The sequence below is a fragment of the Tissierella sp. genome (assembly GCF_031460495.1).
Taxonomy (GTDB): Bacteria; Bacillota; Clostridia; order Tissierellales; family Tissierellaceae; genus JAVKTS01.
On sequence record NZ_JAVKTS010000004.1, the window covers coordinates 187,879 to 213,581 of the forward strand.

Consider the following 25,703-nt stretch of genomic DNA (forward strand, 5'->3'; position numbering starts at 1 on the left):
GAGAATGAGTCGAGAAGATGATTTTCAAGATAGAAGAAAGCATTTAGCTAATTTATCAGAAGAAGAATTGGAAAACAAGTTTTGGGAATTAGCTGAAAAAGTAGTTAATCCAATAGTAGAGTTGGCTAGAAAGAATACATCTCCATCTATTGAAAGATCAGTATTGTTAAGAATGGGTTTCTCAAGTGTAGAAGCTAAATCCATAGTAGATGGTGCCATTGACAGAGGGATAATAGGTAAAGGTGCAGGGCATATAGTCTATAAACTGGCTAAAGAAAAGAATATGACAATAAGGGAAGCAGGACTAAAATTAGGTGAAGGACAAATGTGGGATGATGTTGCAACTTTATTTAAAGGAGGTGCCAACTAATGGAATTAAAACCAAATGAAAAATTGGATATTAAATTAATTTTAGAAGATTTAGATAAATATAGACCAAGAAGAAGAGGTTGGCACTGGAGAGAGGGAGTAGGAGAAAATAGACAAATTGGTAAATTTGAATATTATGATATGTCAGAACCACTTGAGAAAAGTCAACCACTACCTGCAGCTAAATATTTTGACAACATAGATCCACAACCACAGCCAGTAATTACTACTGAAATTGCTTCAGGTAGATTTGAAGATGATATAAGACGTATGAGAATGGCTGCTTGGCATGGTGCAGATCATATAATGGTTATTAGGACTGCAGGGCAATCTCATTTTGAAAGTCTAATTGAAGGAACTCCACAAGGAGTAGGTGGGATTCCTATCACAAGAAAACAAGTTAGAGCTCAAAGAAAAGCCCTAGATTTTATAGAAGATGAAGTTGGTAGACCAATTAATTACCATTCCTATGTATCAGGTGTAGCTGGTCCAGAAATTGCAGTTATGTTTGCAGAGGAAGGTGTAAATGGAGCTCACCAAGATCCTCAATATAATGTTCTTTATAGAAATATTAATATGGTTAGATCCTTTGTTGATGCAGCAGAAGCAAAGAGTGTTATGGCATGGGCAGATATTGCTCAAATAGATGGTGCTCACAATGCTAATGCAACTGCAAGAGAAGCTTGGAAAGTAATGCCTGAGCTTATGGTGCAACATGCGATAAATTCCATGTTTTCTGTAAAAGTTGGAATGAAGAAAGAGAATATTTGTCTTTCAACTGTACCACCAACAGCACCACCAGCTCCTTGTATGAGATTGGATTTACCTTATGCTGTAGCTTTAAGAGAATTATTTAAAGACTATAAAATGAGAGCACAACAAAATACTAAGTACATGGAATCTTCAGCCAGGGAAGCCACTGTTACTCATGTATTGAATCTGTTGATTTCACAACTGACTAGAGCGGATATTCAATCTACAATTACTCCTGATGAAGGAAGAAATGTACCGTGGCATATATATAACATTGAGGCAGTAGATACAGCAAAACAAGCTTTCTCAGGTATGGATGGACTTGGAACAATGGTTGAAATCAAAAGAGATAAAGGTGAATTAGCTGATAAGGTTAGGGAATTAAAAGAAAGAGCTATCCTATTTATGGAAGAAATAATTGAAACTGGTGGATATTTTAATGCAGTAGAAGCTGGATTCTTCGTTGATTCTGGTTATTATCCTGAAAGAAATAGTGATGGCATAATAAGAAAAGCTAATGCAGGAGTAGGAGAAGGAACTGTATATGAAAGAGATAATGACTATTTGGCTCCAGTAACTGCACATTTTGGATATAACAATGTGGAGCAATATGATAAGAGTCTAGTAGAAAATCCAGCTGCTTTAATCGGCGGAGGAACCTTTGAAGATCCTTCTAAAATTATATTCATAGATGAGTTAGATGAAAATGACAATGTTAATGTAAGACTAGAAGAAGTTAAAGACCTAACAAATACATCTAAAATCAAACCTGAAGTACAATGGATGGGAGATGGAATAATTTTAATTACATTATTCTTGCCTACTGAAGAAAGAATAGCAGAATTTGCTGCCATAGAAATAGGAAAGAAAATGGGCTTAGAGGATGTAGAAGTAATCCACAAAGAAGTAATGCAAGCTTCAGAAGGAACTCGTATTGAATTAAAAGGAAAGGTAGCATTTAGTATTGATATTAATGATTTAGTTATACCACCTAAACCAAAGATATTAACAGAAGATGAGATACGAGGAGATATCAAAGAGAAACCAATGAAGATTGTAGCAGCAACTGTTGGTGAAGATGAACACTCCGTTGGAATCAGAGAAATTATAGATATTAAACATGGTGGAATAGAGAAATATGGTGTTGAATGCCATATCCTAGGTACATCAATATCTGTAGAAAAATTAGTTGATGCTGCTATTGAACTTAATGCAGATGCTATACTTTCATCAACAATAATTTCACATGATGATATTCACTATAAAAACATGAAAAAATTAAATGATTTATGTATAGAAAAAGGAATAAGAGATAAGATCATACTTATTGCTGGAGGAACTCAAGTATCCAATGAACTAGCTATAGAATCTGGTATGGATGCTGGATTTGGAAGAGGTACAAAAGGAGAACATGTTGCTACATTCTTAGTTGAAAAGAGAAGAGCGATGAGCAATGAAAATTGATCTATTAGTTGCTGAAATAGGAAGTACCACAACTGTAGTTAATGCATTCAATGATTTAGGCACCTGCCCGAAATTTATCGGGCAGGGTCAATCTGCTACATCTGTATTAGAAGGTGATGTTAATATAGGCTTAAAAGGAGCCATTGAAGACTTAGCAAAGTATCTATCCGTAGAGTTTATCGAGTATAATGAGCTTATAGCCACTAGTTCTGCTGCAGGAGGTCTAAGGATGACTGTTCATGGATTAGTCTATGATATGACAGTTAAAGCGGCTAAAGAGGCTGCATTAGGCGCAGGAGCTAACATAAAGTTCATCACTGCAGGCAAGCTTAGAAAATCTGATTTAAAAAAGATTGAAGAAATAAAACCGAATATCATATTGATTGCTGGCGGAGTAGATTATGGTGAAAGAGATACAGCCTTTTACAATTGTCAACTTATTGCAGAAATGAATTTGAGTATTCCAGTTATCTATGCTGGAAATATAGAAAATCATGAAGATGTGAAGGATGTATTTAGAGAAAAACAATCAGAACTTTATATTGTTGATAATGTTTATCCTAAAATAGATGAATTAAATGTAGAACCTACTAGGAAAGTAATTCAAGAAGTATTTGAGAAACATATAATCCATGCACCAGGGATGGAACATGTAAGGGAAATGGTAACTGGGCCTATTATGCCAACACCAGGAGCAGTAATGGCTGCATCTCATCTTTTATATGATAAAATAGGTGATTTAGTTACAATAGATGTAGGCGGAGCTACAACAGATGTTCATTCTGTTGCAGAAGATAGTGATGAAATATCAAGAATTCTATTAAACCCAGAGCCTAAGGCTAAGAGAACTGTTGAAGGTGATCTTGGAGTTTATATTAATATGATAAACATTGTAGATCTTGTAGGAAAAGAAGAGTTAGTTAAGCAACTTGACATTTCAATGGAAGAACTGGAGGATTTAATTTCCCACCATAAGCCAATTCCAGAAACAGATTTAGAAAAACAATTTGTAGAAAAAATGACTTTATATGCAACTATAATAGCAATTAAAAGGCATGCGGGAGGGCTAAAACATTTATATGGACCAGGTGGTAAGAAGACCGTCGCTGAGGGGAAGGACTTAACCCAAACGAAGTATATTATAGGAACAGGTGGTGCACTAACAAGGCTGCCTAATAGAAAAATGATATTGAAGAAAATTGCACTTTCAAATAAAGGAAATGACTTACTTCCAAACACAGAAGCTAAAATATTAATAGATAATCACTATATTATGGCATCTCTAGGAGTAATGTCTAAAAGATATCCAGAATTAGCATTAAAGCTTTTAGAAAATAGTCTAAAAGAGTAACAATACTGAGGGGGGAAAGAAATGAGCTATCCTAGGATGACCATTGATTTAGAAACTATTCGTAATAATGTAAAGTCTGTAGTTAGGCTATGCAATACTCAAGATATAAAAGTAGCAGGAGTTACAAAGGTATTTTGTGGAGATCCAAAAATAGCTAAAGCATATATTGATGGTGGAGTAAGTTATTTAGCAGATTCTAGAATTGAGAATTTAATTAGATTGAAGGAATTAGATATACCTAAGATAATGCTTAGACTTCCTATGGTATCAGAAGTAGAAAAAATAGTTGAATATGCAGATATATCTCTTAATTCAGAAGTAGAGACCATTACATTATTATCAGAAAAAGCCTTGGAAAAAAACAAAGTCCATAAGATTATTTTAATGGTAGATCTTGGTGATTTGAGAGAAGGATACTACAAAGAAGAATCTCTATTTGAAGATATTGAAAAGATTCTTAAGTTAAGGGGAGTTAAAATCATAGGGCTAGGCACAAATTTGACCTGCTATGGTGGAATTATACCAACCAAAGAAACTCTAGAGAGACTAAGTACTTTAGAAAAACAAATAGAAAAAAGATTTGATATTGAATTAGAGATACTTTCTGGAGGGAATTCTAGTACCGTTCATCTACTACAAGATAATAAAATTAGTGGATTAAATAACTTAAGATTAGGTGAGTCTTTAGTTCTTGGGACTGAATCTGCATATGGCAAGCAATTAGAAGCTACAAAAAATAACGCATTTAAACTTCAAGTGCAGATTATTGAGGTTAAAGAGAAACCTTCACTTCCTACTGGAAACATAGGTAGAGATGCCTTTGGAAATATACCCACATTTACAGATAGGGGAATTCGTAGGAGAATCCTTTGTGCTGTGGGAAAGCAAGATGTTGAATTTGGATCTCTTTATCCCTTAGACGAAGGAATAATTATCCTTGGTGGTAGTTCAGATCACCTTATATTAGATGGGTCTGATAGTGAGATGGATTATAAAGTAGGAGATATTATAGAATTTAGGATGTCTTATGTTGGTATACTAAGAAGCATGACTTCTCAATATATTGGAAAAGACATAATTGAATAATTAGGAGTAGACTAAATAAGCTTTGGAGATATGAATCACCAGGGCTTTTTATTAAAATCTTATGTGTTAAAATGGAACTTGTTTTAAATTGACTAATTCAATTATCTAATATAGTATAATATAATAAATGACTAAATTAATTAGGTGATAATATGGATTTATTTACTTTAAGTATGGAAGAAAAATTGAAAAGAAATGCGCCTTTAGCTGATAGAATGAGACCTACTAAAATCAGTGAATTTGTAGGACAAGATCATTTATTAGGTGAGGGGAAATTTCTATATAGGTCTATTAAGGCAGACAGAATTACATCCATGATATTCTTTGGACCTCCCGGCACTGGGAAAACTACTTTAGCTATGATAATTGCTAATACAACAAATATGATATTTGAAAAACTATCAGCTGTGACATCAGGAGTTAAAGATATTAGGGAAGTCATGGAGAGAGCAGAAGAAAGCTTAAAACTATATAATAAAAGAACAATATTATTCGTAGATGAGATTCATAGATTTAACAAATCACAGCAGGATGCATTACTTCCTTTCGTAGAAAGAGGAATAATTATATTAATAGGTGCTACAACTGAAAACCCCTATTTCGAAGTAAATAAAGCATTATTATCTAGGGTTATGGTGTTAAAATTAGAATCCTTGACTAGAGTTGATTTAAGAAAACTCATCAGTAATGCTTTAAATAATACAGAAAAGGGATTAGGTGAATATAGGATTAATTTATCAGATGAGGCTATAAATTACCTTATTACAATTTCAGAGGGAGATGGTAGAACTATACTTAACTCCTTGGAGATTGGAGTGCTTTCAACTCCTGCAGATGAAAAAGAAATAATACAAATAGATTTAGAAACAATAAAGGAATCTATCCAAATAAAAACAGCAAGCTATGATAAAGATGGGGATGAACATTATGATACTATTTCTGCATTTATAAAAAGTATGAGAGGTTCTGATCCAAATGCAACTTTATACTGGTTGGCAAAGATGATAAATGCTGGAGAAGATCCTAAGTTTATTGCCAGAAGAATAATCATATGTGCATCAGAAGATGTGGGGAATGCAGACCCTAATGCATTAAATATTGCAGTGTCAGCTTTTAATGCAGTGAATCTAATTGGAATGCCAGAAGGAAGAATACCTTTAGCTCAAGCTGCAGTATATATAGCCACAGCTCCAAAGAGCAATGCTGCGTATTTAGGTATTGATAAAGCTTTAGAGGATATCAGATCTAAAGAAATAGGTAAGGTTCCAACACATTTAAGGGATGGATCTTATCCTGGAGCAAAAAACTTGGGAAATGGTATAGGTTATAAATATCCCCATGACTATGAAGGAGCATATATACCACAGCAATACCTACCTGATGAATTCGTAGGTAAAAAATACTATGAACCTACAGAAAATGGATATGAGAAGGAAATAAGAAAAAGATTACAATAACCTAAGATTTAATAGATTGCTTTTATAAGAATTGTAAATTAAATTAATATTACGTTTTCAGTAGGATATTCTAGGAGGCAAATTATGAACAGGATTGCGGAAAGAATAGAGCAAGTTGCAGTGGAATTAACAAACCAACTTAGTGTAGTTGATACGCCGGGAGAGTTAGATTCCGTACAAAAAGTTTATGATATATTTTCAGAAATGAATTATTATAAAGAAAACCCTGAGCATTTAAGATTTGTAGATGCAATTAATGATAAACTTGGCAGAAAATCTGTTTTAGCAATGTTAAAGGGAAAGAAAGGAAATAGTAAAAAAACTGTACTAATGATAGGTCATACAGATACAGTTGGTATTTCTGATTATGGTAGTTTAAAAGAATATGCACATAAACCCTATGAGCTAACAGAAAAGTTTAATGAAATAGCGTCTACATTACCAGAAGAAGTAAGAAAAGACTTGGAGTCAGGAGAATACTTATTTGGTAGAGGACTTTTCGATATGAAAATAGGTGATGCTATTATAATAGCTTTGATGGAAGAAATATCAAAGGATATTGAAAATTTTGAGGGTAATCTAATTTTTGGTGCTGTCTGTGATGAAGAAGGAAATTCAAGTGGTATGCTATCTCTAGTACCAGAACTAGTTAAGATACAGGAACAAGAAGATCTTGAATATCTAGCACTTTTAGATACAGATTATATGACATCAGAGTTTGAAGGTGACGAAAATAAATATGTTTATATAGGAACAGTAGGCAAGTTAATGCCATCATTTTATGTAGTGGGAAAAGAAACTCATGTAGGTGAAGCCTTTAAGGGAATAGATCCAAACCAAATAGCTTCTTCTATTACCAATAGAATCAATTTAAATGCTGATTTTTGTGATGTAGCTGAAGGGGAGGTTTCGCTTCCTCCAATTACTTTAAAACAAAGAGATTTGAAGCCAGAGTATTCAGTGCAAATAGCGAAAACATCTACTTTGTTCTTTAACTATGCAACACATAAGAGTACACCAGATGAAGTACTGGTAAAAATGAAAAATGCTGCTAAAGAAGCTTTCCAATTCACTATTGATAACTTAAATGTACAATATGAAAGGTTTTGTAGCTTGGCAGGTAGAGAATATAAAAAACTTCCTTTTGAAGCAAGAGTGTTATCATATGAAGAATTATACAATGCAGTAAAATCAGAGATAGGAAATGAGCTTGATGAAAGAATTGCAAAAATTACAGAGGAAATGCTAAATGATGAATTAATTGACCAAAGAGATTTCTCATTAAAGCTAGTGGAAGCAGTCCATGGATTATGGTCTGATAGAGAACCAGTTGTCATAGTATATTATACTCCACCATATTATCCTCATATTTATGTAGAGGGAAAAGCACCAAAAGAAAAAGCATTACTTGATGCGGTGGCAAATGCTATAAATACAACTGAATCAGACTATAATTTGGTTTATAAAAAGTTCTTCCCTTATATTTCAGATTTGAGTTATGGAGCAGCACCAAAGGATCCCAAAATTATAGCAGCTTTAAAGGATAATATGCCTGGTTTTGGTACAAAATATAATTTACCATTGGAAGATATGCAAAAGCTAGATTTACCAGTATTAGATATAGGAGCATTTGGAAAGGATGCTCATAAATTTACAGAAAGAATTGAGAAGAAATATTCCTTTGAAGTAGCACCTATATTAGTGTATAAAACTATAATGAATCTTTTAAAGTCTAGTTAAGTTAAATTATAAAAGAATCTTCCTTGTAGGACATTCCTTATACTATAAGTATGATAAAATGGATATAATAAAGCTAGAAATTTCTTATGGATAACAAAAAATAAAGATTATTATTTAAATTCATTGACAATAGCAAATAATATAACTATAATAATATAAAAGTAGAAAAGAACTAAGATGGGAAGAGTAGGTACAAGAAGTAGTTAAAGGGAGTCGATAATAGTGAGACATCGGCACGAAGCTTGTATTGAAGAACAGCCCGGAGTTTCTAACCGAAATCTTAAGATAGTAGGCTTAGACGGAATCACACCGTTACAAGTGAAGCACATATATTTGTGTGTTAAAGTGGCTATTAGCAATTAGGGTGGTACCGCGGAAGATAAACTTTCGTCCTTTTGGACGAAGGTTTTATTATTTTTTGAGGAAATGAATGAAAAATGAAAGGAGAATGAAAATGAAAACAACTATTAGAAGTATTTATAATGACACGGACAAATATTTAAATCAAGAAATTCAACTTAGTGGATGGATAAGAACATCAAGATCATCAAAGACCTTTGGATTTATTGAGCTAAATGATGGAACCTTCTTTAAAAACATTCAAATTGTTTTTGAAGAAGGATTAGAGAATTTTAAGGAAATAGAAAAATTAGCCCTTAGTTCATCTATTATAGTTAGAGGTACATTAGTGCCAACACCAGAAGCGAAACAACCCTTTGAAGTAAAGGCTGGTGAAATTGAAGTTGAAGGATATTCAACTGCCGACTATCCATTACAAAAGAAAAGACACACTTTTGAGTATATGAGAACTATTGCTCATTTAAGACCGAGAAGTAATACATTCAATGCAGTATTTAGAGTAAGATCAGTACTTGCTTATGCAATACACAAATTTTTCCAAGATAGAGGATTTGTATATGTGCATACTCCAATCATCACAGCATCTGATGCTGAGGGTGCAGGAGAAATGTTCAGAGTATCCACTTTGGATTTTGATAATGTACCGCTAACTGAAAACAAAGAGATAGATTATTCAAAAGATTTCTTTGGTACAGAAGTAGGATTAACTGTAACTGGTCAACTAGAGGGTGAAGCCTTTGCTCATGCATATAGAGATATATATACTTTCGGGCCTACCTTTAGAGCAGAAAACTCTAACACTGCTAGACATGCAGCAGAATTTTGGATGATAGAACCAGAGATAGCCTTTGCTGATCTTGTAGATAATATGCAATTAGCTGAAGATATGATGAAATATATAATCAATTATGTGATGGAAAATGCAAAAGAGGAAATGGAGTTTTTTAATAACTTTGTAGATAAGGGATTAATTGAAAGACTAGAGAATGTAGTGAATTCAGAATTTGGAAGGGTAACCTATACTGAAGCCATAGAACTACTAAAGAAATCAGGAGAAGAGTTCCAGTTTCCAGTAGAATGGGGCATGGATTTACAGACTGAGCATGAGAGATATATTTCAGAGAAAATATTTAAAAAACCAGTATTTGTAACTGATTATCCGAAGGAAATAAAAGCATTCTACATGAGAATGAATGAAGATAATAAAACAGTAGCCGCAATGGATTTACTAGCTCCAGGAGTAGGGGAAATAATTGGTGGATCTCAAAGGGAAGAAAGACTTGATGTATTAGAACAAAAGATAATTGATATGGGATTAGATAAAGAAGACTACTGGTGGTATCTAGAGTTAAGAAAATTTGGTGGTACAAAACATGCTGGATATGGTCTTGGATTTGAGAGAGCTGTTATGTATATAACAGGAATGACAAACATAAGAGATGTAATTCCTTTCCCAAGAACAGTAGGGTCTGCAGAATTTTAAATATGAAAAAGGTAGTGCAGATTCTGCACTACCTTTTTTACCCACATAAATTCTAAGAAAACAACTAATATGATGTAATGACCAATTCACCAGGCTTTGAATCTCATGTTAGAAAACTAAATAAACTTATAGACTTAGATGATCTCAATGATTTTAATTCTTCTAAGGATTTGCCAGTGATTCAAAACATAAGCTATTAACTGTAAAATCTAATACCAATCCAACGGTTTACCAATTAGGATTTGAAAATATAGTGGATGAAGATGAAAGACAAGAGTTTTTCTTAAGGACAGATTTTATCGCAGAAAAGTTAAAATAGCTAAGTTAAAATCCTATCAAAAGACTATATTACATCTCATAACAAAACATAATGCTTGAAGGATATAAATAGGGATAAACTATAGCTGGTTTAAAATTGGCAACTTTAGGGAAATATGATATAGTAGATATAATATGAAAATTGAGAAAAATGATCAATATTAAATATAAATAGACCTTTGACATAAAATCGCCTACTTTTAGAATATTAACAGATAAAGTCTATAACATCCGCATATGGATGTAAGAAGTGTAATAGAAAATAAATACAGTTATTAAACTGTAAATATATTATATTAGGAGGAGAGATTATGAAAAAAAGATATTTAAAGTCCTTAGTAATTATTTTGGTATTTACATTAATAATCACAGGAATACCGCTAAAAGGATTTGCAAAAGAAGAGGATTTAAGTAAGGATATTCAAAAGATTAAATCTCTATTTAATATAGGAGATGAATATGAGCATTTTAATAATAGTAAATATGATAGGTCCGATGGTAATTATGAAACTAATCTATCTTGGAGTGGTCAAAATAAACACTTAAATGTGACAATTGATGAAGAAGGAAATATAATAAGTTATTACAAAGATGAATATGATAATGGTAGAAATGCAAGAGTTTATAAATTTCCTAAAACAACAAAAAAAGATGGAGAAAAAACAGCTAAAGAATTTATAAAAAAATTATATCCTGAGATATTAGAAAAAATCGAAATTAATGTTGAAGCTAATAGTTACAGTTTATATAGTAGAGAAAACTTAAGAGAATATACATATAATTTTACAAGAGTAGAAAATGATATGTTCTACAATGGAAATAATGTATATATTGGTGTAGATACTCAAACTGGAGAAGTAAGAAATTTCGGTATTAATTGGGAAAAGGATTTAAAATTTGTAGATACAAAGGACACTATATCAAAAGATGAAGCAAAAGAAATATATAAGGATAATATAGATTTAGAATTAGTATATAAAGTAAAGGATACAGATGAAGAGACAAAATCATACTTAGGATATAATATAATAGACACAGATAAAACAGTAGATGCTAAAACAAAAGATGTATTGATTACTTCATATAAATACATGTATTCAGTATATGGATCTCAATTCAATAAAATTATGGCAAAGATATCAATAGAAGAAGAAAACAAGCTAATAGATTCTAAAAAGATTATAAGTAGAAAAGAAGCAGGTAAAAAACTAGTAGATACATTTAAACTAGGAGAAGGATATGAAGTAGATGATTATACACTAATAGGTAGTAAAGAAAAAGATATATATGTATGGGAAGTAATGGTGATGAAACGTGTTGGAAACAGTGCTAGCGGTACTGGATCAAGAGTAAATGCTAAAACTGGAGAGATAATAAGTTTTTATGATCCTGGATCATGGGAACAGGAAGAAGAAAAATCAAAATATAATAAAGGAGAATTACTTGCAAAAGCAAAAGAATTTATAAAAAATAGCAATGCTGAAAATTATGAAGAGGTAGAATATGTAGAAGACAAAAATGAAGATTTAATTTATGATCGAGAAAATACATCAAACTTTGTTTTTATAAGAAAAGTTAACGATATTAAGGTAGAAAATAATGGATTTAGGATATCTTTAAGTAATGTAACAGGTAATGTATTATCATACGATTATAACTGGAATGATTTAGAATTTGAATCTCCACAGAATATTATAGACAAAAATGAAGCTAAAGAAATACTATTAAAAGATAGAGAATTAGATTTACAATATCAAATAGAAAACAAGGAAAAAGAGAATGTTAAGCTAGTATATGATTTTGAAGACAAATATTTAGTGGTAGATGCTAAAAAAGGAGAAGTAATAGATAATAGAAAAGAATTATTAGGAAAAACAGAAAAACAAGAATATAATGACATACAAAATAGCTTTGCTAAAAATCAAATAATCAAATTACAAGATTATATTATTTTATTCGAAGGTGAAGAATTCCAACCCAAACAAGAAATAATACAGAAAGAGTTTCTAAAATTACTTGTACAAACCAAAGATATATATTATATACCTGAAGACGAAAACTATATGTATGAAAGATTTATTAGAGACGGCATACTAAAAGAAGAAGAAAAAGATATGGAAGCAAAACTAACAAGAGAAGAAGCCGTAAAATATATAGTTAGAGTTTTTGGGCAGGAACCCCTAGATAATTTAGGTGATATATATAAGGTAGAATATAAGGACGCAGATAAAATATCAACTAATTTAAAGGGACATATAGCAATAGCTAAAGGATTAGGGTTTATAAGTGGTGAAGGAAACTTTAGACCAAAGGATAATTTAACAAGAGAAGAAGCAGTAGTTTTAATATACAATATATTAAATAGAGACAATTAAAATTTTGAGATAGAAGTAATTACAAATATTTTAAAATAGTCTTGATTTTATATGTTTTGTTGGATATAATAGATTTTAAATTAATAAATACTATGAATGGAAGTATTAGGTTGGATATCTTTTGTAGAGAGCTGTCGGTTGGTGAAAGACAGTATTGATGAAGACTGAACTCGTCCTTGAGTAACTAAGGTGAATCTAGTAGTCTTAGTCGGTTTAATGCCGTTATATTTTGAGTGGATAGCAATATCAACAAGAGTGGTACCGCGGAACTAACCTTTCGTCTCTATTAGAGACGAAAGGTTTTATTTATTTTTGGGCAAGAAACTTAATGTAGGGGCGACCTTTGATCGTCAGAAAATAAGGAGGAATGAATATGAGAGAATATAAGCCAAATGAAATCGAAAAGAAATGGCATAGTATCTGGGAAGAAAGACAGCCATTTAAGGCATCAAACAGTAGTGACAAACCGAAGTTTTATGCATTAGTAGAGTTCCCATATCCATCAGGGGAAGGACTACATGTAGGGCATCCTAGGCCTTATACTGCACTTGATATTGTATCTAGAAAGAGAAGACTGGAAGGATATAATGTTTTATTCCCAATGGGATGGGATGCATTTGGATTACCAACAGAGAATTATGCAATAAAACACAAGATTCATCCAGCAATAGTTACAGAGAAAAATGTAGCTAGGTTTAAAGCACAATTGCAATCCATAGGATTTTCCTTTGATTGGTCAAGAGAAGTAAATACTACAGATCCACATTACTATAAATGGACTCAATGGATATTCTTGAAATTATTTGAAAAGGGATTAGCATATAAGCAAGAGATGCCTATAAACTGGTGTCCATCTTGCAAAGTTGGTCTAGCAAATGAGGAAGTTATTCAAGGTACTTGTGAAAGATGTAGTGGAGAGGTAGTTAGAAAGGTTAAGAATCAGTGGATGTTGAAGATAACTGAGTATGCAGATAGATTAATTGAAGACTTAGACAAGGTAGATTATATTGATAGGGTAAAGGCTCAACAAACCAATTGGATAGGTAAATCTGAAGGTGCAGAAGTAGACTTTCAAATAGCTGGAAAAGAGGATAAGTTGAGAGTATTTACAACTAGACCTGATACATTATTCGGATCAACCTATATGGTTATAGCAGCTGAACATCCTTTAATAGAAAAATATAAAGATGCTATAGAGAACCTAGAAGAAATTAAGGAGTATCAAAACGAAGTAAGCAAAAAATCAGATTTTGAAAGAACTGAATTATCAAAGGATAAAACAGGAGTTGAAATAAAAGGTATAAAAGCTATAAATCCTGCTTCAGGAAAAGAAGTTCCTATTTGGATATCTGACTATGTACTAATGACTTACGGTACTGGTGCAATTATGGCAGTACCAGGACACGATACTCGTGATTGGGAATTTGCAAAGAAATTTAATCTTCCTATTGTAGAAGTAATAAAAGGTGGAGATATAGAAAAAGAAGCCTATACAGACACTGCAGAAGGGATAGTTGTAAATTCTGATTTTATTAATGGAATGGAAGTAAAAGAAGCAAAAGACCATATGATCAAATGGTTAGAAGAAAAGGAACTTGGTACTAAAAAGGTTAACTTCAAACTTAGGGACTGGGTATTCTCTAGACAAAGATATTGGGGAGAACCAATACCTCTAGTTCATTGTAATGAATGTGGATGGGTACCAGTAGCAGAAAAAGAGCTACCTATTATGCTACCAGATGTAGAAAACTATGAACCTACAGACAATGGGGAATCACCATTGGCAAATATTAAAGACTGGGTAGAGACCAGCTGTCCAAAATGTGGTGGCAAGGCTCGTAGAGAAACTGATACAATGCCACAATGGGCTGGATCTTCATGGTATTTCCTAAGATATATAGATCCATGCAATGAAGCAGAATTTGCCTCTCAAGAAGCATTAGAATATTGGTTACCAGTAGATTGGTATAATGGCGGCATGGAGCATACTACTCTTCATCTACTTTATTCAAGATTCTGGCATAAATTCCTATATGATATAGGAGTAGTGCCTGTAGCTGAACCCTATGCAAAGAGAACATCTCATGGTATGATACTAGGAGATAATAACGAAAAGATGTCTAAATCCCGTGGAAATGTTATAAACCCTGATGAAATAGTAAGAGATTATGGAGCAGATACTTTAAGGACCTATGAAATGTTTATTGGAGATTTTGAGAAGTCTGTACCTTGGTCAGAAAATGGAGTTAAAGGCTGTAGAAGATTCCTTGAAAGAGCTTGGAAACTTCAAGATATTCTTGTTGATGGTGAAGGATATACTAAGGAATTGGAATCAAGTATCCACAAGACTATAAAAAAGGTATCTGAAGACTTTGAAACATTGAAATATAACACAGGGATAGCAGCTTTAATGTCTTTATTAAATGAATTTAATGACCATGGCAGTATAAGAAAAGAAGACCTAAAGACATACATTGTACTACTAAATCCAGTAGCACCTCATATTACGGAAGAACTATGGGAAATATTAGGATTAGAAGGATATCTACACGATACTACATGGCCAAAATATGATGAAGAAAAAACTAAAGATAAAGTAATAGCTCTTCCAGTCCAGGTCAATGGTAAGGTAAGGGGTACTATAGAGGTTAACATTGATGATTCACAAGAAGTAGTTAGAGCAAAAGCTCAAAGAGATGAAAATGTAAATAAATTCTTAGAAGGAAAACAAATAGTTAAGGAAATATTCGTTGCAGGCAGGATATATAATATAGTAGTTAAATAATGTAATGAAAACAAACCACATCATAGATGGGGTTTGTTTTTCTAAAACAATATCATAACAAATATACTCATAATTGATAATAAGCTCTATGGAGAAATTTACTAACAATGAAGTAAATTATTATATAAAGGGGCTTATGATCATACTAACTAATACTGCAATAAAGATTATCTTGTAAAATAGATTAGAATATGAAATAATATAATAATTCTGCTAGTATAATATTAGCAGAATTATTTCATTAAAAGGAGGTAGTATAATGATAAAGATAATAACAGATAGTACTAGTTATATTCGTAAGGAATATGCTGAAAAAGAGAATGTAGATATTGTTCCATTGAACTATGTTTTCGGAGAAGAGAATGGGAAGGAGAAATATCCGGGAGAATTTGAAGAATTTTTCAACAAACTAAGTAGTACAAAGTTATTTCCTTCAACATCTCAACCTTCAGCAGGTGAATTTCTGACTGTATTTAACAAAGCATTTGATGATGGATATGAAGAAATAATAGCAATTCTTTTATCTTCTAAACTAAGTGGCACTTACAATAGTGCAGTACTTGCAAAGAATATGTTAGAGAATAAAAGGATTACTATTATTGATTCTGAGATGGCAGCTTCAAACCTAAGATTTTTAGTGGAAGATGCAGTTGAAATGGCTAAGGAAGGAAAAACATCCGAGGAAATAGGAACCCATGTAAACTCTAAAAAACTTGGCATGCAAGTTTTGTTAACCACAGATATCTTAGAGTATCTAAGTAGAGGTGGAAGAGTTTCATCAGTACAATCTATGGTTGGAAATTTATTGAATATTAAGCCTGTAATTGAGCTAAAAGATGGTGAACTAAAATTATTAGAAAAAATAAGGAGCAAAAATAAGGCAATATCAGCAATAATAGATAAAGTTCCTAAGAATGTTCAAAAGATAAGTATATGCCATATATTAGTTGAGAATGAAGCGGAGAAATTGAAACTTGCTTTAGAAGACAAGTTCCCAGAAATAATGATTACTATAGATGAATTAGGGCCAGTTGTGGGTTCTCACTTAGGACCTGGCGGTATAGGTATTTGTTTTTATTAATATTAATTTCAAAATGATAGAATTGTAAGCTTAAAATATTCTAATATCTCAAAAAATTCCCTATCTAAGAATAACCTTAGATAGGGAATTTTTATTTAAGATATTGTAAGATCTAGAATACTTTTCTATACCTTTGGTAATACTATATTGATGTAATCAAGTTTACATAAGGAGGAAAAAATGATAGTTGGAATTCCAAAGGGACTTTTATATTATAAATATCATCCATTTCTACAAACATTTTTTAGGGAGCTTGGAGCTGAGATAATAACATCAGATGATACTAACAAAGAAATATTAAATGAAGGTGTAAAACACTGTGTAGATGATGCTTGTCTGCCTGTTAAAATATTTCATGGCCATGTTTTTTCTTTAAAAGATAAATGCGATATGATTGTAATTCCGAGAATAATGCAGCTCAGAAACAGGGAATATATATGCCCAAAATTCTGTGGACTGCCAGAAATGATTATCAATAGTATTCCGGATATGCCAAGGACTATTACAGAGCCTATTTATGCCACATCAAGAAAGCAGCTATATAATTGGGCAGAAGTGACAGGTAGCATAATAACAAAAGATAAACTTAAGATTAAGAAGGCATTTAATAAAGCTATAGATATACAAAAAGATTATTCAACTGGAATAAAGGACAAAGATTATAAGTTGAATATTGGCTTAGTAGGTCATCCTTATAATATTTATGATACCTTTACCAATATGAATATAGTTAATAAACTTAATAAACTAGGAGTAGGAGTAATGACGGAAGAATATGTAGATGAGGATTCAATTGATTCAGAAGTTGCTAATCTTTATAAAAAACCTTTTTGGACATTTGCAAGAAATTCTTACGGTTTTACAGCACATGCAACTGAGAAAAAATTAATTGACGGAGTTATATACATATCATCATTTGCATGTGGAATAGATTCTGTGGTAGTTGAGCTTATTAAAGATAAAATAAATGATTTTCCATTTATGATTTTAAAGTTAGATGAGCATACTGGTGAAGCTGGTCTTGATACAAGGGTAGAGGCTTTCGTAGATATGCTAGAAAGGATTTGTTAAAATGAAGATAACAGCCCCACATTTGGGAAATACTTATCTAGCAGCGAAAGCATTATTCGATGGTCTTGAAATAGATTATGTTATCCCACCATTAAATAATAAGTTAGCTTTAGAAATGGGCTCTTTACATTCTCCTGAGGAAATGTGTTTGCCCTTTAAAATAATGATAGGAAATTATTTACAAGCAATAGAAACGGGAGCAGATACAATAATACTTCCAGGATCCTGTGGTCCATGCAGGTTTGGTGAATACTGTGAAATACAAATGAATGTACTGAAAAAGCTTGGATTAAACCTAGAGTTTATAGTGATAGATTCTCCATCGGATATTGGGATTAAAGAATTATTTAATAGGATAAATAAGATATCATCTAATAGTAGCAAGCTAAAATATGAAAAGATAAGAGCTTTATCTAATTCAATTAAGGTTATGAATTTGATTGATGATATAGAGGCAAAGGCTCATTATCTTGCAGGCTATGAAATCATACAAGGTAAATGTAAAAACATATTAAATGATTGTAAGAGAGAAGCTTTAAAATGTAATGATCCGAACGAAATGATCAGATTGCTATTGGAATATAGAGGGAAAATAAACAATGTAAAGATAGACAGAAATAAAAATCCTATTAGAATAGCTATAATAGGTGAAATATATACAATAATTGAGCCATTTTCTAATCTATATATCGAAGACAAACTTATGGATTATGGAGTTTCAACTAAAAGAAGGATAACACCTAGCTGGTGGGTTAAGAATACTACTTTGCTCCCTACTGGATTAAATTCGCTTGATTTGAAAAGAGGATCCAAAGAATATCTACCACTTAATGTAGGTGGTCATGCAAGAGAATGTATAGGTGAAGCAATTTTAGCCTACGAAGAAGGATTTGATGGAGCTATTCAAATATTTCCAATGGGATGTATGCCTGAAATTGTTTCAAAATCAATACTACCAAAGATATCAAAGGATAAAGACTTTCCTATAATGTCCCTTGTAGTAGATGAAATGACTGGGGAAGCAGGATATATTACTAGAATAGAAGCATTTATAGATTTGCTTGAAAGGAGAAAGGTTAATGTACTATCTAGGTGTTGATGTAGGTTCAGTAAGTACTAATTTGGTGCTTATAGATAATAAAGCCAATGTAATAGATAAGATTTACTTGAGGACAAAAGGAAATCCTATTAAGGCAGTTCAGGAAGGACTAAAAATTTTCAAGGATAATTATAATGGAATAAAGATTAGTGGTGCTGGAACCACAGGAAGTGGAAGGCAGATTGCTTCAACATTAATAGGAGCAGATGCAGTAAAGAATGAAATAACGGCTCACGCAGTTGCAGCTCTTGAAATTGATAAAAATGTGCGAACAATAATTGAAATAGGGGGGCAGGATTCAAAAATAATAATACTTAGAAATGGAGTTGTCTCTGACTTTGCAATGAATACAGTATGTGCTGCAGGTACTGGTGCATTTATTGATAGGCAAGCAGAAAGGCTGGAAATTCCTATTGAAGAATTCGGAGATTATGCACTAAAATCTAATACAGCAATAAGAATTGCTGGGAGATGTGCAGTATTTGCTGAATCAGACATGATACACAAACAGCAGCTTGGGTATAATAAGTCGGATATAATAAAAGGGCTTTGCGATGCATTAGTTAGAAACTATCTTAACAATATTGGTAAGGGAAAAGAAATTACTCCAAAGATATTTTTTCAAGGAGGAGTTGCAGCAAATAAAGGTATAAAAGCAGCCTTTGAAAATGCACTAGGCTTTGAGGTAATGATTCCAGAAAATTTTAATGTAATGGGTTCCATAGGTGCAGCAATAATTTCTAAATCCGCAGTAGAAAAATCAGGAAAAACAAATTTCAAAGGATTTAATCTTGCTGATAGCAAATTTAATTCTATTAGCTTCGAATGTGAAGGATGTACCAATAGATGCGAAGTTGTTAAGATAAATGAAAATGATCATACCGTAGGTTGTTTTGGAGATCGGTGTGGAAAATGGAGTAACAAGATTGCATAATTAAAATTCTAAGAATAAAAAACTCTACATGTATTTGTTTACATGTAGAGTTTTTTAATATGCTGTCCATCCTCCATCTACTGGCAGGGATTGGCCGTTTCCATAAGCAGAATCATCGCTTGCTAAAAATAGTCATATTGATTGAAAATGATGGGTATATAAATTTTTGATCAATATTTCTACTCTGAATATTCTAAAATATCTCCTGGTTGACATTGTAACTCACGACAAATAGCTTCTAATGTAGAAAATCGAATGGCTTTTGCCTTGTTAGTTTTTAAAATTGATAAATTTGAATTTGTAATACCAACTCGTTCTGCCAATTCATTCAAGCTGATCTTTCTTTTAGCCATCATTACATCAAGATTTACAGTAATCAATTTAATTCCTCCTATACAGTTAAGTCATTTTCATCCTTTATGTCTATAGCCATTTTAAAAACATCAGCCAATATAAAAGCTAAAAGACAGAGGATGATGTAAAAGAGGGACATTGGTTTTAAAGAGCCAGAAGGAGTACCGATTAAGTCAATACCAGTATAATTTGGCTTTGAATAATTGCTTATGGCATCTATAACTCCAACAGAAAGAATATAATATCCAATTTTTTTAAAGTGTATAATATTCTCAGTTGTAAAAGGATTTTTTTCTTCAATTGATTTAAGAACTTTTCTTAAGGCAAGTATAATCATAAAATAACAACCAAAAAATAGTAATGAGAAAATAAAAGATAAAACAGTATTCTTTATTCCATTATTATCAATTGCTGCGATAGTAGAAATCATTGATAAAAAAAGTAATAGAAGAAAAAAACTGCCTATGACATTTAATAATCCTTTCAAAACTTTTACTCTCTTAACATACTCCATAATCAATAGCAACTCCCTTCAATATATTTTATATATGATACAATATAAATTATTGTTTGTCAATAATAAATAGTTACAAAACAATATATAATATACAATAAACAATAAAAGTATGCAATTTATTTTGTGTAAAAATGCAATCATTTCTCTTAATACTTCTTTTGACAATGAACTTATAAAAAATGCTCTTTTCTGGTTTTCATCTTAGTTAGATTCTTGCCAGAAAAGAGCATTTATTCTCACAAAAGAATAGCTTGTTTTGCATTACCATCTATCTGCTATCTTCAATATTGAAAAGGATGGTTAACAAATATTAAAAGTCATCTGTAAACAGTTTTTCTATAGTATTCACATCATAACCAGCTTTTAGAGGTTTTACTGCTGGTCCTTCAATTACCTTTCCTTCATAACTAAACCTAGATCCATGACAAGGGCAATCCCAAGACTTTTCTGCAGAATTCCAATTTAATTCGCATCCCATATGTGTACATGTAGTATTTACTATATGAAGTTTGCTTTCTTCATCCCTATATACTCCGACTCTTTCTCCGTCTATTTCCATTATATTTCCTTCACCATTTTGGATATGAACATTCTCATCTAAAGGAGAAAGTTTACCTTTTAAAAGATGTTTTGCTACATCAGCATTTTCTACTACAAAGTCTTTAGCAGATGCAGCAATAGTCTTGCGTGATGGATTATAAACATCTTGCCATGGACTTTCGCCTTTGATAATAAGATCCCTAAGAATCATAGAAGAGACTGTACTATTTGTCATTCCCCACTTTTGAAAGCCAGTTGCTACATAGAGGTTTGGCGTATTTGAAGTAAAATGACCAATATACGGCAATCCATCTAAGGTCATGCAATCCTGAGTAGACCACCTATAGGGAATGTCTTCCACAGTAAATATATCTTTTGCATAATCAATTAATGCTTTATAATGTCTATTTGTATCTTCACCTTGACCAGTTTTATGACTCTCCCCAACTACAAGTATTAGTTCACCATCAGATGTGCTTTGATGTCTTAATGAACGGGTAGGCTCTTCAGTATTTATATACATTCCACCAGGATATTTTTCCTTTGCTTTAATACCAACAATATAAGATCGTTCAGGATAAATTCTAGCAAAGTACATGCCATGTTTGTTATAAAAAGGATAATGAGATGCGATAATAGCCTTCTCAGCTGTAACCTTTTTTCCTTGGTCAGTTGTAATAATATAACCATTATCTTCTTCAATATCTACAGCCCTAGTTCGTTCAAATATAAGAACTCCTTTTTCATGAATGACCTTTGCTAAAGAAGACAAATACTTAAGTGGATGAAATTGGGCTTGATTATCAAATCGAATGGCTCCTTTGATAGATATAGGGAAAGGGATTTCTTCTACATAAGAAGCAGAGATTCCCAAGCTTGATGCAGCTTTAACTTCATGATGAATTTTTTGTAGATACTCTTCCTCTTGAGCATATACGAATGCTGATTGAGAGATATAATCACAATCAATATTATTTTCTTCAGCAATCTTTTTTATTTCTTTGATTGCTGTTTCATTAGCAATAGCATATTGCTGTGATAATTCTGCTCCCATCTGATTTTGAATCTTGCTATAAATAAGATCATGCTGTGATGTAATTTTTGCAGTCGTATGCCCTGTAGTACCATGACCAACTTGATTGGATTCAAGAACAGCAATGCTTAAGCCTTCTTTTTCTAATTGATAGGCACATTGAATACCTGATAATCCACCACCTATTATAGCTATGTCTACATTGATATCTTCCTGTAAAGTAGGGTAATTAATTACATCTGTTGATGCAATCCAATAAGAAAGAGGTTGATCGTGAAAATGCTTTTGATTATTAAGATTCATACTAATCCTCCGTATACATAATATTTTCAATATATGTATTTTGACCTATTCAATACAAAATATTCAGATATTCGATCATAGAAAAGACTATTGGATAATATCCAACAGTCTTTTCTAACTTTTAAATAAACTTTTTATCTGCCAACTGCAGATGGCTTCTCGGCTCACTTTGAGAAAAAGCCTTTTTCATCAGAAACTCAGTAATTAACCTCACCTGAGTGACGATTAATAATAATATATTCTTCACCCTTCATAAATCTCATTTCCATATGGTCACCTCCTGTCTATAGTTTTCTCATTATTGATAAAAACTATACAGCGTGAGGTAAATATAGATAGAACTTATAGGACAGGGGTCATAATAAAGATAAAAGCACTTAAAAACAAACAACAACACATCTTCTTGGAATACATATTACTTGCCCTATTTGTAGAAAGTTAGGATTAATACCTGGATTGGCATTAATAATAGCTTGCACAGTTACATTAAATCTTTGAGCAATTGAAAACAAAGTATCTCCAGCCATTACCGTGTAAAGAAATCCATTAGGACATGGAGGTGTTGGTGGTGTAGATCTTGGAATACATATTACTTGACCTATTTGTAAAAAATTAGGATCAATTCCTGGATTGGCATTAATAATAGCCTGCACAGTTACATTAAACCTTTGAGCAAGTATAAACAAAGTATCTCCAGCCACTACTGTATAGAGAAATCCATTAGGACATGGAGGTGTTGGCGGAGTAGTTCTTGGTATACATATTACTTGCCCTATTTGTAAAAAGTTTGGATTAATTCCTGGATTGGCATTAATAATAGCCTGCACAGTTACATTAAATCTTTGGGCAATTGAAAACAAAGTATCTCCAGCCACTACTGTATAAAGAAATCCATTAGGACATGGAGGTGTCACTCTCGGTATACATATAATTTGGCCTATTTGCAATCTATTAGGATCAATACCTGGATTGGCATTGATGATAGCCTGCACAGTTACATTAAATCTTTGAGCAATTGAAAACAAAGTATCTCCAGCCATTATTGTATATTGAAAGCTCCCAGGTGGGCATATTTGTTCTATTTGATAATTTTCATTCATAATGTTCATCCTTTCTTTAAAATATTTGTTACTATATATAATATGCAGGTATAGGCTTGGGTGCTAAACAAATTCACTGATAGGATACTATCTTAATGTAGAACTGAATATAAAAGTTTATATAGAAGACCTTAATTAAGAAGGCTATAAGACAATTGTTGTTGGGCTGTAAGTCATTTATTGAGAAGTAAAATTCGTGAAAATAGAACTAAAGCTTATGCAAGAATAAAAAGTGGGAATTTATATCCAAATATACATGGTGTTGTCCTATAGGACCTTTGGGATTCCAGTTACATCAAAATGAAGATGCGAATATGGAACATTGAAAACTGAATAATACGGTATTAAAATAGAAATTTGATATAATAATATAGAAAATATGGTATAATTTTCTTGTTAGAATAATTAGGTTAGTAGAATATGGCTAACATATTATCATCCTAGGGGAGAAAATTAATGACTCTAAAAGAAAATAAAATTATTAAGAATATAACAATAATCATTAATACTATATTTTGCTTAATATTTCCATTAAGTGTTGTGGGAGCAATAGTTTCTCCAATGGTGTTTGATGCTCCAGGATCAACTGAAGACTTTTATACAAATATATTTTTCTACTCTACTTTCTCAATGCCAATAGTTATCTTAATATCTGTAGTAACATCATTATTATTTTTGTTCAGATTAAAATCATATAAAAAAGCATTTTTATTTAGTTTACTACCAGTAATAAATTTTACCGTAATTTATTTCCTTTATTTTTTGGGTTGATATTATTTAAAAGTGAAGGTTTGATATTTAAAATACTGTATTAATGTATTGGGCTTAAAATTACTTTCATTTATGAGGTGGACTATGAAAATAAAAGAAGTAAAATCAGTTGAAATATCTTTATTTATATTAGCAATTGTATTATCTGCTACTACCATATTAAATATTGCTACTTCATATTATCGATACAGTTATAGTGAAGATTCATTATTAGTATTCTTCATGTTCATAATAGGAACTATATCAGGATTAATCATAAGAATTGGATTAGCCTCGTTGTTTTGGTGTTCATATAATATTAAGTATTCGAATGAAAACTATAATCAAAAAATTCTAAAAAAAGTAGTTGCTTCTTTTTTGTTTTTGATAATTATGACAGCATTCTCGTTAAATAATGGAATGTTATTAATATTTATCTTTTGCACCTTGTTAATGATAGTAAGGGAACAAAAAAAGTGCCTGGAGTACAATAAAAACAAATAGTAATGTCTATAAAGAATCCTTTTTGTCAATACATATAAGCTGATTTTGGAAATTCTAATATAGCAATAATCTATTCTTTTTATTTAAGAACATCTCTATCTAACACATACTCACTCCTCATTTCATATTATATACAGAAGGGAGGAATGAGTATGTGTCATGAAAATAGAACGAAAGCATATGCAAAAATAAAAGGAGGGAATTTATATCCAAACATACATGGTGTAGTATTCTTTGATGATGTAGAAGGTGGTACAGAGGTAAGTGTAGAAGTATGGGGATTACCTTTGTATAAGCCAGCTGAGGGAAACAATCAGCCTATAGGACCTTTGGGATTTCATTTACATCAAAATGGGATATGTGAAACAACTAATCCAGAAAATCCATTTGAATCAGCAGGAGGACATTATAATCCTACTAATCAACCTCATGGTAATCATGTAGGAGATTTCCCAGTATTGTTCTCAAATAATGGATATGCGAGGATGTGTTTTTTTACAGATAAGTTTAAACCTAAAGATGTCGTAGATAGGTCAGTAATAATTCATCAGAACCCTGATGACTATAGAACCCAACCTGCGGGGAACTCGGGGAAGAGAATAGCTTGTGGTGTAATATGTGCTGCAAAATAATTACTAAGAATTTGATAACCACAACTCTAGTGTTAATTAAATAGAATATATAAATAATTTTGTAAATTGAAAGTATTTATAAAAATATTTTCAAATAAACATTGACACCTATACTTTATCATGATATATTACTTCTTAATACAAAACAGATTGCAATCTTGTTATTAAAACTATATATAAATACTAAGATGAAGAGTGAACTATTTTATAAAATCTAGTACAGAGAGCTGGAGTTGATGAGAAC

The 25,703-nt window shown here is 31.8% G+C and carries 21 protein-coding genes and 2 other annotated features; of the genes, 17 read left to right on the plus strand and 4 right to left on the minus strand.

Going from position 1 to position 25,703, the window contains the following annotated elements; translation table 11 throughout:
• The first annotated feature begins 4 nt into the window (after positions 1–4).
• From RIN63_RS11535 to RIN63_RS11600, 14 genes are all read left to right on the plus strand, one after another.
• Complete coding sequence (locus RIN63_RS11535) at positions 5–370, plus strand: ornithine aminomutase subunit alpha (protein WP_310444881.1); 366 nt, start codon at positions 5–7, stop codon at positions 368–370.
• Positions 370–2,586: a D-ornithine 4,5-aminomutase subunit OraE gene (gene oraE / locus RIN63_RS11540; protein ID WP_310444882.1), complete on the plus strand. Its 2,217-nt coding sequence runs from the start codon at positions 370–372 to the stop codon at positions 2,584–2,586. Before RIN63_RS11535 ends, oraE begins: the two co-directional genes overlap by 1 nt.
• Complete coding sequence (locus tag RIN63_RS11545; RefSeq protein ID WP_310444883.1) at positions 2,576–3,937, plus strand: GlmL-related ornithine degradation protein; 1,362 nt, start codon at positions 2,576–2,578, stop codon at positions 3,935–3,937. Before oraE ends, RIN63_RS11545 begins: the two co-directional genes overlap by 11 nt.
• Before the next feature lie 21 nt (positions 3,938–3,958).
• Positions 3,959–5,023, plus strand: a complete 1,065-nt coding sequence (gene orr / locus RIN63_RS11550) for an ornithine racemase Orr (protein WP_310444884.1) — start codon at positions 3,959–3,961, stop codon at positions 5,021–5,023.
• Between the two features lie 152 nt (positions 5,024–5,175).
• On the plus strand, positions 5,176–6,480 hold the full coding sequence (locus RIN63_RS11555; RefSeq protein WP_310444885.1) for a replication-associated recombination protein A: 1,305 nt from the start codon (positions 5,176–5,178) through the stop codon (positions 6,478–6,480).
• Positions 6,481–6,564: 84 nt separating this feature from the next.
• Positions 6,565–8,220, plus strand: coding sequence for a M20/M25/M40 family metallo-hydrolase (locus tag RIN63_RS11560; RefSeq protein ID WP_310444886.1), 1,656 nt, complete (start codon positions 6,565–6,567; stop codon positions 8,218–8,220).
• A 165-nt stretch (positions 8,221–8,385) separates the two neighbouring features.
• Positions 8,386–8,618: a binding site (T-box leader), on the plus strand.
• A gap of 56 nt (positions 8,619–8,674) precedes the next feature.
• The gene (asnS, locus tag RIN63_RS11565; RefSeq protein ID WP_310444990.1) at positions 8,675–10,063 is read left to right on the plus strand and encodes an asparagine--tRNA ligase; all 1,389 of its coding nucleotides are present in this window, start codon (positions 8,675–8,677) and stop codon (positions 10,061–10,063) included.
• A 77-nt stretch (positions 10,064–10,140) separates the two neighbouring features.
• Positions 10,141–10,263, plus strand: a complete 123-nt coding sequence (locus RIN63_RS11570) for a hypothetical protein (protein WP_310444887.1) — start codon at positions 10,141–10,143, stop codon at positions 10,261–10,263.
• A 429-nt stretch (positions 10,264–10,692) separates the two neighbouring features.
• On the plus strand, positions 10,693–12,756 hold the full coding sequence (locus RIN63_RS11575; protein WP_310444888.1) for an S-layer homology domain-containing protein: 2,064 nt from the start codon (positions 10,693–10,695) through the stop codon (positions 12,754–12,756).
• 83 nt (positions 12,757–12,839) lie between these two features.
• Positions 12,840–13,044: a binding site (T-box leader), on the plus strand.
• 85 nt (positions 13,045–13,129) lie between these two features.
• Positions 13,130–15,541, plus strand: coding sequence for a leucine--tRNA ligase (leuS, locus tag RIN63_RS11580; protein ID WP_310444889.1), 2,412 nt, complete (start codon positions 13,130–13,132; stop codon positions 15,539–15,541).
• A gap of 259 nt (positions 15,542–15,800) precedes the next feature.
• Positions 15,801–16,622 carry a DegV family protein gene (locus tag RIN63_RS11585; protein WP_310444890.1) on the plus strand — a complete coding sequence of 274 codons (822 nt, stop codon included), beginning with the start codon at positions 15,801–15,803 and terminating at the stop codon, positions 16,620–16,622.
• 180 nt (positions 16,623–16,802) lie between these two features.
• Positions 16,803–17,693, plus strand: coding sequence for an acyl-CoA dehydratase activase-related protein (locus RIN63_RS11590; protein ID WP_310444891.1), 891 nt, complete (start codon positions 16,803–16,805; stop codon positions 17,691–17,693).
• A gap of 1 nt (position 17,694) precedes the next feature.
• The gene (locus tag RIN63_RS11595) at positions 17,695–18,792 is read left to right on the plus strand and encodes an acyl-CoA dehydratase activase-related protein (protein ID WP_310444892.1); all 1,098 of its coding nucleotides are present in this window, start codon (positions 17,695–17,697) and stop codon (positions 18,790–18,792) included.
• Positions 18,773–19,726, plus strand: coding sequence for an acyl-CoA dehydratase activase (locus tag RIN63_RS11600; RefSeq protein WP_310444893.1), 954 nt, complete (start codon positions 18,773–18,775; stop codon positions 19,724–19,726). Before RIN63_RS11595 ends, RIN63_RS11600 begins: the two co-directional genes overlap by 20 nt.
• A gap of 179 nt (positions 19,727–19,905) precedes the next feature.
• Here RIN63_RS11600 and RIN63_RS11605 read toward each other — a convergent pair whose 3' ends face one another.
• The 4 genes from RIN63_RS11605 to RIN63_RS11620 form a co-directional block, all read right to left on the minus strand.
• Entirely contained in the window at positions 19,906–20,082 is a 177-nt protein-coding gene (locus RIN63_RS11605) for a helix-turn-helix transcriptional regulator (protein WP_310444991.1), read from the minus strand.
• A gap of 35 nt (positions 20,083–20,117) precedes the next feature.
• A complete protein-coding gene (locus RIN63_RS11610; protein ID WP_310444894.1) occupies positions 20,118–20,594 on the minus strand; it encodes a DUF2975 domain-containing protein in 477 nt (158 codons plus the stop codon).
• Positions 20,595–20,907: 313 nt separating this feature from the next.
• Positions 20,908–22,473 (minus strand): FAD-dependent oxidoreductase, encoded by a 1,566-nt coding sequence (locus RIN63_RS11615; RefSeq protein ID WP_310444895.1) that lies wholly within the window; start codon positions 22,471–22,473, stop codon positions 20,908–20,910.
• Positions 22,474–22,850: 377 nt separating this feature from the next.
• Positions 22,851–23,573, minus strand: coding sequence for a LysM peptidoglycan-binding domain-containing protein (locus RIN63_RS11620; protein WP_310444896.1), 723 nt, complete (start codon positions 23,571–23,573; stop codon positions 22,851–22,853).
• Between the two features lie 456 nt (positions 23,574–24,029).
• Between RIN63_RS11620 and RIN63_RS11625 the strand changes: the two genes are divergently transcribed.
• The 3 genes from RIN63_RS11625 to RIN63_RS11635 all read left to right on the plus strand — a co-directional run bounded on the left by RIN63_RS11625 (position 24,030) and on the right by RIN63_RS11635 (position 25,459).
• Entirely contained in the window at positions 24,030–24,344 is a 315-nt protein-coding gene (locus RIN63_RS11625) for a hypothetical protein (protein ID WP_310444897.1), read from the plus strand.
• 84 nt (positions 24,345–24,428) lie between these two features.
• Entirely contained in the window at positions 24,429–24,827 is a 399-nt protein-coding gene (locus RIN63_RS11630) for a hypothetical protein (RefSeq protein WP_310444898.1), read from the plus strand.
• A 152-nt stretch (positions 24,828–24,979) separates the two neighbouring features.
• Positions 24,980–25,459, plus strand: a complete 480-nt coding sequence (locus RIN63_RS11635; RefSeq protein ID WP_310444899.1) for a superoxide dismutase family protein — start codon at positions 24,980–24,982, stop codon at positions 25,457–25,459.
• Positions 25,460–25,703 lie beyond the last annotated feature (244 nt).